The 18,760-nt window shown below is 34.6% G+C and carries 14 protein-coding genes and 1 pseudogene; 10 read left to right on the top strand and 5 right to left on the bottom strand.

The window, feature by feature from the left end; all coding sequences use genetic code 11:
• The first annotated feature begins 6 nt into the window (after window positions 1–6).
• Complete coding sequence (locus tag HX062_RS05185) at window positions 7–444, top strand: virulence RhuM family protein (RefSeq protein ID WP_286466680.1); 438 nt, start codon at window positions 7–9, stop codon at window positions 442–444.
• On the top strand, window positions 428–3,271 hold the full coding sequence (locus HX062_RS05180) for a DEAD/DEAH box helicase family protein (RefSeq protein WP_286466679.1): 2,844 nt from the start codon (window positions 428–430) through the stop codon (window positions 3,269–3,271). The genes HX062_RS05185 and HX062_RS05180 overlap by 17 nt, the downstream gene beginning before the upstream one ends.
• Window positions 3,272–3,463: 192 nt before the next feature.
• Here the strand turns inward: HX062_RS05180 and HX062_RS05175 are convergent, their stop codons facing one another.
• A complete protein-coding gene (locus HX062_RS05175; protein WP_286466678.1) occupies window positions 3,464–3,913 on the bottom strand; it encodes a DUF421 domain-containing protein in 450 nt (149 codons plus the stop codon).
• A gap of 954 nt (window positions 3,914–4,867) precedes the next feature.
• On the opposite strand from HX062_RS05175, the gene HX062_RS05170 reads away from it, so the two are divergent.
• From HX062_RS05170 to HX062_RS05150, 5 genes are all read left to right on the top strand, one after another.
• On the top strand, window positions 4,868–5,539 hold the full coding sequence (locus HX062_RS05170) for a KGG domain-containing protein (RefSeq protein ID WP_286466677.1): 672 nt from the start codon (window positions 4,868–4,870) through the stop codon (window positions 5,537–5,539).
• A gap of 66 nt (window positions 5,540–5,605) precedes the next feature.
• The gene (locus HX062_RS05165) at window positions 5,606–6,301 is read left to right on the top strand and encodes a YciE/YciF ferroxidase family protein (RefSeq protein WP_286466675.1); all 696 of its coding nucleotides are present in this window, start codon (window positions 5,606–5,608) and stop codon (window positions 6,299–6,301) included.
• A 749-nt stretch (window positions 6,302–7,050) separates the two neighbouring features.
• Window positions 7,051–7,632, top strand: coding sequence for a DUF4142 domain-containing protein (locus tag HX062_RS05160; protein ID WP_286466674.1), 582 nt, complete (start codon window positions 7,051–7,053; stop codon window positions 7,630–7,632).
• Window positions 7,633–7,993: 361 nt separating this feature from the next.
• Complete coding sequence (locus HX062_RS05155; protein WP_286466672.1) at window positions 7,994–8,596, top strand: DUF4142 domain-containing protein; 603 nt, start codon at window positions 7,994–7,996, stop codon at window positions 8,594–8,596.
• A gap of 15 nt (window positions 8,597–8,611) precedes the next feature.
• A complete protein-coding gene (locus HX062_RS05150) occupies window positions 8,612–9,193 on the top strand; it encodes a DUF4142 domain-containing protein (RefSeq protein ID WP_286466671.1) in 582 nt (193 codons plus the stop codon).
• Between the two features lie 60 nt (window positions 9,194–9,253).
• Here HX062_RS05150 and HX062_RS05145 read toward each other — a convergent pair whose 3' ends face one another.
• Together HX062_RS05145 and HX062_RS05140 are read right to left on the bottom strand one after the other, a co-directional pair.
• Entirely contained in the window at window positions 9,254–10,189 is a 936-nt protein-coding gene (locus tag HX062_RS05145; RefSeq protein WP_286466669.1) for a helix-turn-helix domain-containing protein, read from the bottom strand.
• 548 nt (window positions 10,190–10,737) lie between these two features.
• Entirely contained in the window at window positions 10,738–11,580 is an 843-nt protein-coding gene (locus tag HX062_RS05140) for an SDR family oxidoreductase (protein WP_286466667.1), read from the bottom strand.
• Between the two features lie 411 nt (window positions 11,581–11,991).
• Between HX062_RS05140 and HX062_RS05135 the strand changes: the two genes are divergently transcribed.
• A complete protein-coding gene (locus tag HX062_RS05135) occupies window positions 11,992–12,702 on the top strand; it encodes a hypothetical protein (RefSeq protein WP_286466666.1) in 711 nt (236 codons plus the stop codon).
• Between the two features lie 265 nt (window positions 12,703–12,967).
• Here the strand turns inward: HX062_RS05135 and HX062_RS16245 are convergent.
• Window positions 12,968–13,167, bottom strand: a pseudogene (locus HX062_RS16245) (hypothetical protein); the annotation flags it as partial.
• Between the two features lie 184 nt (window positions 13,168–13,351).
• Here HX062_RS16245 and chrA point away from each other — a divergent pair.
• The gene (chrA, locus tag HX062_RS05130) at window positions 13,352–14,488 is read left to right on the top strand and encodes a chromate efflux transporter (protein ID WP_286466665.1); all 1,137 of its coding nucleotides are present in this window, start codon (window positions 13,352–13,354) and stop codon (window positions 14,486–14,488) included.
• Window positions 14,489–15,099: 611 nt separating this feature from the next.
• On the opposite strand, the gene HX062_RS05125 is transcribed toward chrA, so the two are convergent.
• Entirely contained in the window at window positions 15,100–15,795 is a 696-nt protein-coding gene (locus tag HX062_RS05125) for a hypothetical protein (protein WP_286466664.1), read from the bottom strand.
• A 394-nt stretch (window positions 15,796–16,189) separates the two neighbouring features.
• Between HX062_RS05125 and HX062_RS05120 the strand changes: the two genes are divergently transcribed.
• A complete protein-coding gene (locus HX062_RS05120) occupies window positions 16,190–18,757 on the top strand; it encodes an McrB family protein (protein ID WP_286466662.1) in 2,568 nt (855 codons plus the stop codon).
• Window positions 18,758–18,760 lie beyond the last annotated feature (3 nt).

Genomic DNA, 18,760 nt, shown 5'->3' with positions numbered 1-18,760 from the left:
TGTCTTATGCGTGATAATGGTCCGTTCTTCCCTTCATACGAACGATCTGCATTCCTTTTATATGCGGATTCTCCAGGCAAAGTCAAGGGAGATACTTTTGCGATGTATGATACTGTTCGGCTTATACAAGAGCGTATAGTTGAATTATTCGCAACTTACAAAACACTAATTACCAAGTATTTAAACATTGTGCTCACAGCAGGCAAATGCCATAAAGATACAGCTCGTGCAAGTAGTAGCCAAACGGCAAAAGAGGGTAAAACACTTTTTGAAAACGATTATTTCAAGGAGTTCGTAGAGCGCTTTCGTTCCATTTGTGCAGAGGACAGTCCTATACACCAACAAATTACCGCTATATGTCAAGAATGTAGCATAGAATCAAATTGTGATAAAATGGTAAAATCCATTAAAATAAAAAATATAGAGCATGACTTTGTTTCCTGATAAATATCTTTTCGAGACCCTTAGAGATAAAGCTTATGATTTAGGAATAACCAAACAAGTTATTCCCCCTTATATTATAGATAATTTGCGCTTTCCATTATTCCAGTGGCAAGAAGATGCAATGCAAAATTTTCTGTTAGCAGAAGCTATTAAACAAGTAGAAAATCCAGGCACAGCCTCGCATTATATGTTCAATATGGCTACGGGTACAGGTAAAACACTTGTACTAGCTGCTAGCATACTTCATTTTTACAAGCAGGGGTATCGCAATTTTATATTCTTTGTAGATCAAAATAATATTGTTGGTAAAACAGAAGATAACTTAACAGATGCTACTCATCATAAATACCTGTATACCAATCCAATCGTAATTGACGATAAAACGGTTGAGGTTCGCAAAGTAGATAATTTTTCGCCTTATGTAGATGGTACTACATTAGACAATCCGGCAATTGATCATATCGAAATAATCTTTACATCCATACACAAATTGCATAATGCCATGTATGTAGTAAAAGAAAATGATATGTTTTTAGACGATTTACAAAAACGTGATTTAATTCTACTCGCTGACGAGGCACATAGCTTTAATGCTGATACTAAAAAGAAAAAGCAACTAGATGTAGTAGAGTTCAAAGAGCTAAAAGATGGTGCCAAAGCTGAAGATGTGGAACGCAGTTGGGAAAATACTGTTACGGCTAAATTATTACATAAAGAAGGGATAAAGGCCCCTAGCAATACTAATGTATTGTTGGAATTTACCGCAACCATTCCAAAAGACACCAACGTAGCAGCTAAGTATACAGACAAAATTATTATTAAGTTCGATTTACCAGAATTTCTAAAAGCAGGTTATACCAAAGAAATCAATTTAGTATCTTCTAATTTTGACAAAAAACAACGTATTCTACAAGCCTTGCTGTTTAATTGGTATCGCAATCATTTGGCGATAGCCTATGACATTAAAAACTTCAAACCAGTAATCCTTTTCAGAAGTAAATATTCAGATGAAAAGTTAGAGGGAAATGTACAAGAAGATTATGCCTACTTCAGAGACGTTGTAGAAAACTTGGTTGCTTCTGATTTTAAATTCCTAGAATCTATTAAGGTTGAACAAGCGCAAAAAATATATGAAATCGGTCAGAGTAGAATTGTCGATATTGTACGGCTTATCAATGAGAAATTCAATGGTAATTATCAACCGATCATCTCTTATATTACTTCAACATTCAAGGAGCATAATTGCATAGTCACACATTCGAAGGAAAAAGCCGCCAAAGGCCGTAAAGGAGAAGAAAAAACAACATACAATCAAGACAGGCTATTAAATAGCTTAGAAGACAAGAACAATCCCATAACGGCTATCTTTACATGTAAGCGTTTAACGCAAGGTTGGGATGTACTCAACCTTTATGATATTGTTCGTTTATACGAAGGTCGTGATGCGAGTAAAGACAGCAAAACGGGCAAACGCAAAGCCGGTACAAGTACGGTTTCAGAAGTTCAGTTGATAGGTCGTGGCGTGCGTTACAATCCTTTTACATATGGAGATGACATAGCTTATAAGCGCAAATTTGACAAGCACTTAGATCACCCGTTACGTGTATTAGAAGAATTTTATTTCCATTCAGATAAGGATGAGAGATACATTGACGAGTTAAAATTAGAGCTAAAAAATCAAAAATTATTTCCAGATGACAAGAAGGTCATCAAGTATTTTGATATTAAAGAACAGATTAAAAATGATAAAGATTCATTCTATCATCAGCTACAACTATTTGCTAACCAAAAAATTGAAAACCCTAATCGCCGTAAAACAACTTTAGAAGATATTATTCAAGATTTCAAATTTGAATATACAATTCCATCTTACCACTATAAAGCGGAAAAGGTAGTCCTAGAGGATGGCAAAAAAGACGAGGTTCGCCATAACCAAGGAAATGAGGATAAAAAACAAATCAAGCAAAAATTATCAGTCATTATGGCTGGGCATCTTAGACATATATGTTTAAAAGCGTTTAATGAAATCGCTAAAAAAGAACGATCATTGTTTAGATTTGAGCAGTTACAACAAGAGCTACAAATTAGATCCATTGACGATTTATGGACAGATCAGTTCTTAGGTACACTCTATATTACGTTGTATTTACCTAAGCAATACGACAATTTAAACGAGGTAGAACCTAAAATACTAGTAAAAGCATTTGTGCGTTTCTTTGAGCAATTCATTGAAGAGTGGAAAAAAGAAATACACCCCCATATTGGCAGTGATTTTGAAGCGAAGCCCTTTAAATACTATTTCGAAAGTGCAAAGCCACTAGCCGTTGTAGAAGATTCAAAAAATACAGCTTACGAAAACAAACTTATCACTAAGGATTGGTATGCGTTAAATCACTTTCACGGAACATCTGAAGAACAGTCACTGGTTGATTTTATCATCAATACGATAGAGAATTTCAAAGAAAAATACGAAAATGTCTATCTGTTAAGAAATGAGCAAGTATATAAAATATACGATTTCAAACATGGAAAGGGTTTTGAACCAGATTTTCTATTGCTATTAAAAGAGCGAGACACAGCTAGGTATTATCAAGTATTTATCGAGCCAAAAGGTTCGCAATTCAAAGATGCTACAGGGAGATACGACAATAGTAAAGAGGCTTGGAAAGAACAGTTTCTACACGATATTACTACTAAATACGGTAAAGAAGACGTTCTAAAAGTAGAAAACAAAGACTACCGTTTAGTTGGTTTACCGCTGTACAATGCTACACTTGAACATGCTGTAAAACAAAGTATTGATGCAAACTTACATATAGTATTATAAAATGCATAAATAGGCTCCTCTATTAGCTAACAGCCTTCGATTTTGAAGGCTGTTTCTATGCAATCAGCTTGGTGATTATGATGACACGGTCTCACAAAGGGTGTAAGATCAAAAATAAAGCTAGGGTTAGGATCACTGGCACAAATCGAAGCGAAATATCCAAATATGGAGTAAACCAACAAGCATAGTAACTTATTTTAATACAAAGCTAATTTTTCCATTTGGTTCTAAATAGGCAGATTTTATTTGACTAAAATCTTCAAGTTTTGCTTGTAGTCGTAAACTTGTCGTTAGGTCATTTATTCCGATAGCTCCTTTGGTCATATTATCCCAAAGAAATTCACCATCTTGATATAGCAATATAGGTTTGCCTTTAAAAAAATGGTTAATAATACTATGTTTTGCGCTAAGCCACATCAAAAACCGATTAAAAGCAACAATGCTTATCCCTATAAGTATTGAGGGCATAAACAACGGAATTTCCATTAATCCAGCACTTAAAACTGATCCAAGCATAATGAGAATTACAAGATCCACACTATTTTGTTTACCCATGATGCGAAGTCCCCCTAGCCTTAAAAGAAATAAAGCAACTAAATACATTATAAAGCTGCGCAGGATAAAACCTAGTATCCCTGCCATAGAATTGATTTGACTAAAATCAAACGTTATAAAATCGAATAGAATAAGAACCATACAGTCTAGATTATTTACGGAAATTTTACTCTTTACAAAAAGTAGGATAAACACCTAACAAACAACAACATAACCCTAAAATACAAACCACAAAACAACAATAGCTGCTATCCTTTTCTCTCATTCAATGGTTTCTTTTGTTTTAGCAATAAAAGTGGCCCTTTCACATTCCTTTACAAAAACAAAAAACGGATCTACTGTTACAAGCTATTACCTAGTAGTACCCTCTAATAATAAGACAGCACTCCTACTACTTTCCTGTATTAATGCAAATACTACTCCATAGCTGTGATAATCGTCCTCACAGATTAATCAAGTATGTTCACCTTCATTAAATAGCAAGTCCCCCCCTACTACCACACATTGCTATTAATTAACATCAATATTGAACAAACACACAAAAAATTAAATAATAAAAACAAAAAATGTAGAACATATGAGTAAACAATACACACTATGTAGAAAATATACTTAAAATAAACAGAATTACTACATCAATAGATCACCAGTGTTATTTTCCCATTATAAATATAACCAACTGATTGACAGCTTCTTACAATTCATCACCTCCTAAAACTACCATATACTATATTATTTAACTTAATAAAATAAAAACAATAATTAAATTAACTTTTTTTATATGTTTTTTACTTTTTAAATAACATAGTTAATAATAAAATTATTTCATAAAAATAACGAACAATCAGAAAGTCAAACCCTCGACAGAAGGTAGTTTACTTACAGTAATTTATTTTTTTAACACTAAAAATAGCAACATGAATAAAATTTACTTTAAATACTCTTATTCTTATTGAGCACAGTAATTGAAGTTCATACTACAACTGCGGCTTTTATGACAGCTAGTATCGCAGTTCATATTAACCCTTTAAAAAATAAATTATGAATCACCAAAATTCAAGAGGCAATCAGTCTCACAGCAACAGCAGCGGATCTCATTTGTATGATTTAGCAGAAGAGATCTATCAGTTAGGCTATGAACACGGATATGACGATGGAGCGGAAGATGAAAGATATGATGATCAAATGGATCAAGAAGATTTAGACTACTTTTTTGATGACGAAGATTTTGACTATGATCAACGAGATGGAGGTTATGAGGACGATTATCACTCGAACTTCAATGGACAGGATCATCCTCGTGATTCTCAAGGTAGATTTGTCTCAAAGCAAGGAGGAGGAAGAGGTTCATACCGTTCATCTTCAAGTAACTCTGGCTCTAATGCTGGAAGAAGATCCTACAACACATCAACTAGAAATTCTGGTTCTGGTTCAAGAGGGGGATCATATGGGTCTTCTACAAGAAATGCTGGATCTGATTCAAGAGGTGGATCTTATGGGTCTTCTACAAGAAACGCTGGTTCTAATTCAAGAAGTGGATCTTACAGATCTTCTTCGAGAAACGCTGGTTCTAATTCAACCGGACAATCCAATAGCGGTACGAGCCGACGCGGGTTTGCGTCGATGAGTAAAGCCAAGCGAACTGAAATAGCGAGAATGGGTGGTCGTGCATCCCATGGTGGCGGACGTTCAACTAGCAACACTCGAAGATAAAATCCTTCAGGCAAGTATCAATTAGAAGAAGGAGAGCTATCTCCTTCTTTTATAAAAAAGTGAATTATGGAAAATTTGAATCATACCACCGAGGCAACCGCAGAATTTAAAGCGCTTTTCATCACCCTATTAAAGGGGATATACAATACAGAACAAGCCATTTTAGATTCATTGCCTACCTTTATAAATGCGGCAACAACCCATCAGTTAAAAGACGCGTTTCAAGATCATGAAATTGTAACAAGAAAGCAGATTATGCGTCTTGAGCGAATCTTTAGACACTTGCATATTACACCAAAAAAAGAAGCGTGTTCGATGATGGAGACCTTTGATAAGATTGTACAAAAAATCATCAAGGTTACTCCAGATAAAAGTATGATACGCGATGCTGGACTCATCGTAGTAGGTCAACAAATTGAACATTACGAAATTGCTACTTATGGAGGTCTTATCCAGTTTGCTCTGGCTATAGATGAGCATGAACTAGCAGATCTACTTGAGCAAACGCTAGTAGAAGAAGAAGAAACGGATTGTGAGCTTACTTATATTGGAGAATGTCATCTTAATCTTGAAGCCAGTGGCCACAGCAACAACAAGCCTATGGATCAGCAGGACAATGAGGATGATGAAGAAGATCAACAAGAGGATGAAGACGAGGATCAGGCTCATGGCGACTCTAAAAACAAAGCGTCCTCAACAGCATCCAAAACGTCAAAAGGAATGAACACTAGCACTTCAAAAGATACAAAGTCAAAAAAGTAGCTTAATTCAGTTCTAAAAAAATTGCTTGGATTGAAAATCAAGTGACTTACCGACGGTTATTGCTCTTGTTACTCATACTGAAAACAACAACCCAGGTAAGTCATTTTTATCCATTAAAAACATCTTTTATTATGGGCGTTTCACTTACATATAAAGTCTTTGTTATTCTTTTTTCAATCGTGTTTTTCGCTTTTATACAAGTGATTTCACGTAGGAAAAAACAGGTTGGAGAAAACTATTTTTACAAAGAGGGTCAGATCAATGGTGGTATATCTCCCCTATCCTTTTCCTACGAAGAGCAGTATGATACCACGGATCAACAGCTGTTAAAAAAAAGGTTCAGTAGTTTACTATCCACTCAATTGTACTATACTAAAACTGCGATGGAAAAAAGCGAACATCCAATGGTTCAATAATTTGCAAAAAATGTAGTAACAGCATATGAACAATCGCTTAACGAATTGAAGTGCCTGATGCATGAGGATAGTCAAAAGGAACTACTGTTTAATACGAAGCACAGACTTCTGATCCATAGACTTGAAACGGAGATACCGTCCAATTATGACCTCGATTTTTTAGACGAGACCATCAAGTTGCAATTTAGTATACGAGAGGTGTTAGGGTACCTAAAAAAATGTACCGACAATGCTGATTTAAAAACTTTTTATACTAAACTAATTCATGAAATTGAAGAGCGCATCGATCGGGGAATTACTTTATTAAACCATGTTTAACCAATACGCATTATTATGAAAAGAGATACTATATTTTTTCTTCTTGTTATATGTATAGCTCTTGTAGCTGTATCTTGCAGCGACCGACGTCCAACGGCAAAAGATCCAGATGCTATTGCCAAAGATCAAAATCAGGCAAACCAGCAGCACATTACTGGGCAGCAAAAAGACTATTCTTCCTATTTGGTTGATGTAGTCCAGGATCAGCTATTTGAAATTGAGCTAGGAAAATTGGGAAAAAGGAAATCTAACAGTGATAAAATTCAAGATTTTGCAGCTGAATTAGAAAAGCACCATCAAAATAGATTGAAAAAACTAAATAGTTTAGCCAATGACTTTGCCTATATGATGCCACATAATCTGTCCGATAAACAATGGGAGGAAATAAAAGATTTAGAAAAAACCAACGCAAAGAACTTTGATGAAAAATGGATAGATGCTGTTATTTCTAACCACAATAATGCAGCTGATGTTCTGATAAAATCCATTAATAAGGTGGATAACAACAAGATTAGAACGCAATTGAATGAAACCTTACAAGAGGTTCGTTCACACCTAGAAGCAGCAACTTATATTAAAAACCAACAGCTGAAATAATCCATGGTTCAAAACACCCCTTGAAGAGAGAAAACGACTTTCACACCTACACCAACAGGAGCATACTACAGTCTCGTTGATCCAAGTAAAAGCGAATCTGTACAAGAAGCGACAATTGAAAAGGCGAATGAACAGGAAGAGGAAAGGTACAAAGGAAGTTCTTCAAGTAGTAGAAAATTAAATAGCAACATTGCTATATAAAATAAAGAAACGAAGGTAAAAAAACACCCTAGTTTCATCTCTATAAAAAAATGCTTGAATTGAAAATCAAGTGGCTTACTCAAGGCAATTTCCATAGTTACTCATACCATAATAGCAACACCCTTGGTAAGCCACTTTTATTCACTTAAAACACATACGTATGGGAGTATCAATTAACTATAAACTATTTGTGATCATCTTTACCGTCTTTTTTTTCGCTTTTTTGTTTCTTACCTCGTGTAAGAACAAATCGAATTCGGAAGACTATATATACAAAGAACAGAGCGATCCAAAACCGGTGCACACAGAACCCTTTACTTATAAGGAGCAATATGATACCTCCAATCAGGATGTTTTAGAGCAACGCTTCAGCAATTTGATATCTACTCAGTTGTATTATACCAATCTAGCCATTTCCCAAAGTCACAGTGCGGAAGTGCAGGAATTTGCGGAACAAATGATACTGGAATACGAGCATGCGCTCAAAGAAATGGAGAGCTTGATTAGCAAGGAAAAACAAAATGAAATACTATTTCGAGCCAGTACACGATTCACCATCAACGCATTGGATTCGCCAAATAAGAGCAGCTATGATCGTGATTTTTTGGATGAAACCTTCAAGCTTCAATACAGTATTCGAGAAGTGCTGTGGGACTTGAAACAGAACACAAAAAATTCCGATTTACAAACGTTCTACAGCAAATTAATACAAGTAATTGAATTGCGTATTGATCAAGGAGTGAATTTATTAAATCATGTATAACCAAAATTTATAACTATGAAATTACATACAAAAACCCTTTTTTTATTCTTTTTTCTATCGGTATTTCTAGCTTCATGCAAAGATCAACCCAAGGCAAAAGAACCTGAAAAAATAGCCAAAGAACAAAATAAAGCCAATCAACAACATACAGTTGAACAAAAACATGTAGATTATTCTTCTTATTTAGTAGATGTCGTACACGATCAACTATTTGAAGTTGAATTAGCAAAACTAGCAAAGCGAAAATCAAACAACGAAAAGATTCGCGAATACGCTGCAGAACTAGAAAAACACCATGAAAACAGGTTGCAAAAGCTCAATGCTTTGGCAAGTGATATGATCTATGCAGTGCCTCATAATTTGTCAGACAAGCAGTGGGAAGAGCTACACGATTTAGAAGAGACAAACGCAAAGAACTTTGATAAAGAATGGATGGAAGTTGTCATTTCAAAACACAATAAAGCGGCTGATGTATTGATTGATGCTATCAATAATGTCGATGATTACAACATGAGAACCCAGTTAAATGAGACGCTACAGGAGGTGCGTGCACATCTAGAAACAGCTACTCTAATTAAGAATAAACAAGTGAAATAGCAACATTTTTAAGCTTTTATTTTTTTTCTAAACCGCTCAAAATCTTTCAATTTGGGCGGTTTACTTTATGACAGAACTGTCAATTTTTAGTCCTTTATAATGTTGCTTTCGATATTGCGCTGGACTACATTGCACGAGCTTTTGAAAGTTTCGAAAGAAGTTAGAATAATCGGAAAATCCACATTTTTCAGCAATTGCATAACTAGACAAGTCTGAATAAATGAGTAGTTGCTGTGCATATTCCATCCGTTTAGTTAAATAGTAGGTATAAAACGTTTGATTATACAACAATTTAAACCCTTTTTGAAAGGCATTTTTACTCAAATCAAAAAGTTGACACAATTCTTCAATCGTATAAATCTTCTCGTAGTTTTTGTTTGATATTAAATCGTGTATTTTTTGAATTTTCTTCCGCTCTTCTTGACTCATCTTTCGCATTTTTTCAACACTCACTTCTTGTGCTGATGCGTCTGGTTGAACAATGGGAATGACCAAAGCAAAACTCATCCAAATATCATGTGATTGATCCATATAATGAAACCCACAAAATCCATTGATCTTTTTATTCCCTAACGCTAGCTGTAGAGAAAACGAATTTTTATGGGCTGGGGTTTGAATGAATAACAAAAAATTCTTCATCCACTTCTCCTGTTGATCATCTTCCAAAAAATCAAGTACGTTATGGTCAATGAACACAGTTTTATCAAAAGAGCTTTGATTGCCTTGTATGAGTGAAATATCTAATATTTGCCCTTGTGCACTAATCTTAATAATAGTGGTTGTAACAAACTCATAGCCCAAGGTAGGTTGCAAGGAGATAAAATAGTTGAATTTATTTTCGTAATCACCTGCCAAAATATTGAACAAAACTTCAGCTTGGGAAAAACAGTCTTGCTCCACTTTCAAGTCAAGTCGCCTAGTGTAATTCCCTTTGGACAATTCTTCAAGCGCTTCAATAAACGCTTTGACTCTTTTTTTGCTGATTGTAATTGACATCTGACCTTGTTAATTCATTTATCGATTTTCAAAATTCCTCCACTAGTTTCACTACCTAATAAATTTAATTTAAAGCTCAATTGTACTTTACTATCACTTTTGCACCAATAAGAGATATCTCAACCGTTCAGCTTGTAAAACTCACTTTATTCCCATCGCTTTGTTGCTAAAAAAAAACTCCTTTTAACCCAAGCGAAAAGCACCAACTTCTTTATAAATTATACCAAAAAAAAGAAAGTGACGCATATGAAAATGATTCATATATACCACTTCTATTATTTAAATCTGATTTAATTTTTTCAAAAACTTCTTTTTAAGTAACAAATGTACATATTTTCAAAAAGTATAACAATTTTATAACACTCTTTATATTGTATATAAATACACTATTTTTACCGCGTTTAGTCAAAGTTAAAACTACTACAGCATAACAATAATTGAAGGTGGTACGCGTACGCTTTAGAAATGTATTAAAAAAAAATGAGGCTAGCACTCCTTCTGTTGAAAAAAGAATACTACCCTCAATTATTTTATCCTTTTAGTATCATTTACAAGGTAATCCGTCCCCCTGTTACTGCAATAATAGCTCCTGAAACATAGCTAGCGGCTTCACTGGCTAGAAAAATATAGGCGGGTGCAATTTCCTTAGGCTGTGCAGGTCGCTCCATGGGAGTGTTTTGTCCAAAGGTATCTACATCAGAAAGTGTAGTAGGAATCAGCGGTGTCCACACGGGACCTGGAGCTACAGCATTTACTCTAATTTCTTTGCCTTGTTCTAAAAACATCTTACTCATACTCGCTGTCATATTTTGAATCGCTGCTTTTGTAGAGGCATAAGCTAATAAACCAGGATTAGGGTCGTATACATTTACAGAAGTTGTATGAATGATACTTCCTCCCTTAGGTATATGCGCTAAGGCATATTTGGTCATATAAAAAAACGAATCTACATTGGTCTCATACGTTTTTTTCCAATCCTCTATCGAAATATCTTCAAACTTTTTGTGCTCGCGTTGATAGGCAACATTGTTAACCAATACATCAATTTTACCAAATGCCGCAATGGTTTGATCAATAACCCGCTGACAATTATTTGCGTGTGCTAGATCCATTTCAATAGCCAATCCCTGTACACCTGCCTGTTCAATCCAGTATAGCGTATCGGCAGCATCTTCTCGCTCCTGCTGAGATAGATATACGAATACAACATTGGCGCCTTCTCGGGCAAAAGCAAGGGCTATTGCTTTTCCAATTCCTGAATCTCCTCCTGTAATCAAAACTGTTTTACCTATAAATAACCCATGTCCCTCATAGGTGTACTCCCCGTGATCGGGATAATTTTTCATGTTGTGCTCACTCCCTGGTGGTTGCTGTTTTTTCTCTTCTTGCATAGTATTTCATTTTATTTCCCTTTAATAGAACTAAAACCATGCTATTCTCCTACTTGCTTTGTTTTTGTGAACTAGTGCTTTCTACTTCTTCAAACAGTGTAGATAATATTGTGTATTATTTCTACATTATGTATATAAGAGCAACAACAATAAAACACCGCCTCATTTCCCATCCACAAATAAACAACACTTTGAAAAACAGTCTTTTAATTAGATTATTCATGCCTTAAAAGGCCTAAACCTTTACTTTTATGTTGTTTTTAAACAAGAACAAATCGCAAGATTGAATCAAAATATTCACACTCATTATTTATTTGCACGACTTTTGCCTTAGTTCTAACAACATTGAAGCAATGAAATAATAAATACTAGCTGTCACTACTTTTTATTAATCACAAAAACTTCAAGACTATGAATAATCGAAATAACAACAGATCGAGAACAAATCGCCAAAGAACTACTATGGATAACTCTGGTTATTCAAGAAATTACGGCAACCACAACGAGAATCAATACCAAGATAATTATCGTTATGACGACTATAATTACAACGCAAACGACACAGAAGATTATCGATTCAACAATTCAAGAAATCCAGATTACGACAGCAATGTTGATTATGAAAATGATGGGTACTTCAACGATAATGAATACCACCCGAATCAGCGTTCATACTACATGGATAGCTATGACAGAAACTTAGCGTATCCGATGAATCGCCAAAGAGATTACAACAAAGAAATCTACGCAAGAGACGATCGCTATTCGGATTATCCTAATTACCAGGACAACAGTTACGAAAACAACGACGATCATTACGGATACAATGAAACAATGGACAATCGATATGATCAGGAATACGACCGTCCTTATCGCATGAACTCTCCTAGAGAATACGGTCATCAAGATCAGCGATATGACCAAGATCAGTTTTACAACCAAGGAAATCAGTCGCAAACAAATCGTGGTAATCGTTCGCGCAACACTTCAGCAAGAACCTCTCGCAACTACGACTCAATGAATACATCTAGAGATTCAATATTTACTGACAACAATGCAAATTCATCTAACAATAACCGTAGATCTAAACGTTACGGTTTTGGAAGTAGATACAATTACTAGTTAGTACATTTTTATATTTCGTTATTTTCTGTATACAAAGAGGAAGCCCCATGCTTCCTCTTTGTTGTTTTAAATTATACCTTTACCCACTGACGAAGCTGTCATGAAATCCGTATATTTGGCTGTAAGAGAAGCAACTAAAAAAGGGTCCATGCCAGTGAGAAACTGGGGTGTGATTATTGATCAATTCTTAATCCTAGATCAAGAAAGGGTTAGACTTTTATTTAAAAACCTAACCCACCACCTTAGCTGATGGAATTAAAGTTCCATAAATAGCTTCTGTTTTAAGGGTTATAAAAAACGTTCAATACCCCTATTATCCCAATAATTAGCTTTTACTCCTTGGTTATTATTTATTTTGGTGTTCGTGATAAGCTTCGCAGTTCTACTCATGCTTCTAACAACATTAAAGGACTCTAAATAGTTTGCATAGTGTACTCCTTGGTCAGAATGGAAAATTAATCCGTTGTTTTTCGTTTAAACTACACTACAGAAATGTTGCACAAAAACATGCCAATTGGCAAGAAACCCTTTTGTTTACATTTAGATAACCTCTGAGGATTGAATTATCCTTAGCTTTACGCCTCTTGCATCATCCCCAATAATACTGAAACGTCGAGGATAGCAAAAACTATAAGTAGGAAGTAATATGTCAGAAAAAGTGAGCCTAAAAGAAATAGCCAAAGTCTTTACAAAACTGGGAATTATTGGTTTTGGTGGTCCTGCAGCGCATATTGCGATGATGAGAGAGGAAGTAGTCGTACAGAGAAAATGGATGGATGAACAACACTTCCTAGATTTACTGGGAGCTACCAATTTAATTCCTGGTCCTAATAGTACAGAAATGGCTATTCACATTGGTTATGACAAAGGAGGATGGAAAGGCCTTATAATTGCGGGACTATGTTTTATTCTTCCTGCTATATTTATAACAGCCGCACTCGCCTACTTTTATAAATCATATGGACACTTACCACACATACAGCCTTTTATATACGGGATTAAGCCAGCCATTATAGCCATCATGCTTGGTGCTGTTTTTCCACTAGCTAAAAAATCGATTACCTCCTCCTTTTTAGCCGTTTTAGGACTAATCGTCTTATTAGCTTCCTTACTTGGTGTCAGTGAAGTTATTTTATTATTTGGCGCTGGATTTTTAGCCTATGCGCTGTATTATATCAATACCATAAAGCGAAATACCTTGCAAAGTTTAATCTCTTTGCCTCTTTTACTCAGCATAGAAAGTACGTTTTTCACTTCAACCAATCGACAGTTATTTTGGATTTTTCTCAAAATAGGGTCAATACTTTATGGAAGTGGTTATGTTCTATTTGCCTTTTTAGATACAGAACTCGTACAAACAGGATTGCTAACACGGGAACAACTGATGGATGCAATTGCTGTAGGTCAATTTACCCCTGGTCCGGTTTTCTCTTCTGTTACTTTTATTGGGTTTCAAATTAATGGATTGTCCGGGGCTCTACTTTCAACCCTAGCCATTTTTTTACCTTCCTTTATTCTAGTAGCTTTAATCAACCCTGTGATGAAGAAACTGCGTAAATCAAAAGGATTAGCTGTCTTTTTAGACGCGGTGAATGTTGCCTCTGTTGCCTTGATTGTCGCTGTTTGTGTTACAATGACACGAGATGTTTTGCTCAACTGGCAAACTCTCCTTATTGCCCTACTTAGTGGTATTCTCGTTTTCAAATTCAAAAAAATAAATAGTGCTTTTATTGTTTTGATAGGAGCATTACTGGGATATATTCTCTTTTACTCTTTCCATTAAAACTAGTTTTTTTACAGCTTACGCCTAAATACTGCACCCTCTCTACTGCATAGGCCGTTTTGAATCCCTCGCTTACTTTCTGCCATCCCCTCCTTTGTTTACTTGTTACTATTTTTTGACAATCGTTCTTCGCTATCCGCGTTCTACATAGCTACACTGCAAACCTAAGCAAGTCGAAACCAACCTGCAATATCCCCCTTCCGCATTCTTCCACATATTGGACAAAAAAGGAGTTATTGTCCACTCTTTTCAAATTAAAGAAAACACAACAAACTGTATTTCAGTATTTTAAAATACAAAGTAAAGTAGTTGTAAAGGGTTTGTAAGGGGATCGTTAGTATTTACAAGGGTTTTAGGCCATTTTACCTTACAAACCCTTTACAATCCCCTTACAAACCCTTAACCATCTACCTATATACTCACACTTTACCCATCCGCCAATCAACCTTTGTTGTAACAACTAATCCTTGGAGTGCATGGTGCTAGGGGTTAAGAGAACTGAAATGATTTCATTTTCAACAAAATTACCACCGCTCAAGACTTCGATTAGAAGTCATATTTTTAGATATACCAAGCCTTTGAGTGTAGTTACATCTGCTTGAATATAATAATCAGTTTTGATTTGAAAGTACCCAAATCCAACCTTCTTTTTCATTGACACCTTCGTTTGGACTATCTAACTTAGCTCTATCTTGATCAAAAATAGTTGCAATAGAAGCACATATATATGCATCAATAATATCATTATGCTCCCCATATAATTCATCAGGTATTTCAAAAGTACAAGCAGCTGGATAGGTTTCAATAATAGTTAGGCGTTTATCACTAGTTTTCCAAATACCAACAGTTTCAATAGCACAATTGAATTTCGAAATAAAATGCATGGCTTTTGTTGCTTGTGAACCTATCATGTGGTTTATAGCTGAAAGCGGTTTATATCCTTTTGCATAAAGAAAGCGTTCCGTTTCTCTGAACAGGTAAGGGTTATCCTTAAATAAGTCAATGGAACTAGCAGCCGTTATATATTCTGTTATAAGTTTGACAAAGGCCTCTGAAAAACCCAAGGGAGCATCAATTGCCATAGTAACATTTTGGTTATTATAGGATAAGTCACAGCATTGAAAAAGAAGATGTAAAAAATCTTTGGATGTTTCTGCCTGATTTAGTATTTCCCTTAGGTTACCTCTACTCCTACCTACTATATTACCGTTTTCATTGAGAATAACTATTCCATCTCTACTAAACCTATTTTTATCACAATTCCAAGCCCCCACATCCCAACCCATATAGAATTTTTCTACACTCATATTTCTTTTGATTTTGATATACGAAGTTAATACATCTATAGCACTTTTAATGAACGTACATTATTTTTATCGAATGATCCAATACAACTAATTTCTTCTTAATTATCATCAATAGACTCTATAAAAAACACTTTGTTTCGAACTGATTGCTGTCTAATCCTTACTCATAAAGTATAGTCATCCACGAAGATATCTTTCTTTTCTATTCTTCCCTTTTGTATATTTACTTTCTATAAAATTGACGTTATATTATTTGAATATCAAAAAGCAAAAGGAAGTCTTGATGTGATTGAAAGCGCTATTGATTTGAAAAGCGCTTCAATTGCAATTTCCACCACATTAGGTGACCTTGAATAACGAGCACTATTAACCAAAATGACCAAAAGAACTTGTAATGGATTTACAGCAACTTATTGAGAATAAGCGACCAGAAATTACTGCATTACTGGAAAAATATAAAACTCACCTCCGAAATGGTGGATTAAATGAAGAAAAAGATAAATGGGTTCTATTTGAAAAACAAAAAGGACTTCCAAAATTGGATCCAGAAACCATTGTAGACGAACTAATCTCCTTAAACTACAGCAATCTACTATATCACACTGCTTTAGGAGTTATGAAACATTTAAAAGAAGAGAGAAAAGAACAATACGCACAGCTACTAGTCGCATTTTACGACGAACAAGAAGACTTGCGCGAAAGGATTAAATCCTTTGACAAGGAGCTCTTAGCGCTATATAGAGAAGTAATGCCTACTGTTAAATACGGGCACCACCACGATGAACGAACCCTTTCTCTTTTATTAAGCTTCAAATATCCAGAAAACTATTTTCTATATAAATATTCATTCTATTCGAGATTATGTAAGCTGCTTGGTGTGAAAAGCACTGTTAAAAATCAAAGATATCTTCATTATCTAGAATTAGCAGATATCATTAAGAATAAATTCATAAAAAATGATCAAGAACTACAGAGTCTTATTAAAGCTAACTTACCTGAAGGCGGATATACAGATCCAAGCTCTAATCTCTTAACACAAGATTTTTTGTACATCATGCTTGAGAAAGACAATAGCAATCACGATCTATTTGCCGAGGTTAAAACTTTATTTAATGAACAATTAAATCAAAATTTTGATTTTCCCATAGCCATAGGAAGTGATCACGGTGCAGATTTTCAACGTTTACAGGATCAATTCGGTATTATAGGCAGTGATTATGTACACTATGAGTTATATTGTGATAACTCTGCAATTTACATTGATTTACATTTAGAAAATGAGAAACAACCTCAAGAAATAACAACACTTCTACAGAGCTTGTATACTTATTTACGGACTAAAAATTATGACGAACAAACAGTTCGTTGGTTTGATTGGGCCACTAAACCCAGACAAAAAAAATATTTTCAATCCATACGATATCAACGAATATTTTCATTGGAGGAAGAGGAAATCACTTCGATAGAAAGCATAAACGAAATGATCCAAAGTTTTGTTGAGCTTGATAAAATTATTGGTCATGATATTCGAGATTTTTTGATCAACAACAATATCATTAAAGCAGAAATTGCAGAAAAATACATGATGGCTAAAAATGCAAAACACCCGTTAAATCAAATCTTATATGGTCCTCCAGGAACTGGTAAAACTTACCATACGATCAATAAAGCGATTGCCATTGCCAATCCAAGCTTTGACCTCAATCAAAATAGAAACAAGGTTAAAGAAGAATATAAGAGATTAGTAGAAAAAGGTCAAATCGTATTTACTACTTTTCATCAAAGCATGACTTATGAGGATTTTATTGAAGGAATAAAACCCGTTATAGAAGAAAATGACAATGAAGACAAAAGCGTTATTTACGACATACAAGATGGAATATTTAAAACAATATCAAAAAAAGCACAAATTCCATCTGAGCAATTAGAGGTATACAAAACCTATACTTTTAACGATGCTTTTAATGATCTTGTTTTAGAGGCTAATAAAAATCTTGAAAACGAAAAGCAATTGGTATTGAATATATTAACTGAAAATCTTGGTTTAAAAATAACTGGAATTTCAGATAAAGGCAATTTAATTTTAAAACCTATTTATTCTGAAAACGCAAAAGAATACACCGTTTCTTATTCACGTGCGGAAAAATTGCAAAAGGTCTATCCCGATTTATCTGTAATAAAAAACATAGACAAAGAATTTAGGGCTGTAATTGGAGGTTCAAATTCTACAGCTTATTGGGCTGTACTGAATTACATCAACAATAAAATTAATGCTAAAACAAAATCAATTGCGACAGCACATTCAGTACCGCTAGAACCTCATGTATTGATTATTGATGAAATCAACAGAGGTAATGTCTCTAATATTTTTGGTGAATTAATTACGTTAATAGAAGAAGACAAACGCTTAGGCAATGAGGAAGAAATAAAGGTTACGTTGCCTTATTCAAAAGAACCTTTTGGTATTCCCTCTAATCTCTATATTATAGGCACAATGAATACGGCCGATCGAAGTGTAGAAGCGTTAGACACAGCCCTGCGCAGACGTTTTGTTTTCGAGGAAATGCCCCCTAAATACGATTTACCCGAACTACAACAAATGCTGTATGGCTATACTGCTGCTTCAATTTTAGAAAAGATCAATACGAGAATTGAAAAATTACTCGATCGTGATCATCTTATTGGTCATTCCTATTTTATCAATAAGAATGAAGCAACCCTAATTGAGTCTTTCTATAAAAACATTATTCCTTTGCTTCAAGAATACTTCTTTGGCGATTATGGCAAAATCGGTTTGGTTTTAGGTAGTGGTTTTATTGAAGTAATTGAAAATAAATCTGCTTTTGCAAAATTCAGTACAGTGGATTATTCACAATTTGAAGAAAGAGAATCGTATAAGATAATCGATCACAAAAGTAATACGGAAACATTTAGAGAAGCTATTAACTTACTAATGAAGTAATTG

The sequence above is a fragment of the Myroides sp. DF42-4-2 genome, from assembly GCF_030326445.1.
Classification (GTDB): Bacteria; Bacteroidota; Bacteroidia; order Flavobacteriales; family Flavobacteriaceae; genus Flavobacterium.
The sequence above is the reverse complement of the archived record's forward strand: the minus strand, read 5'-3'. Positions and strand labels throughout refer to the sequence as shown.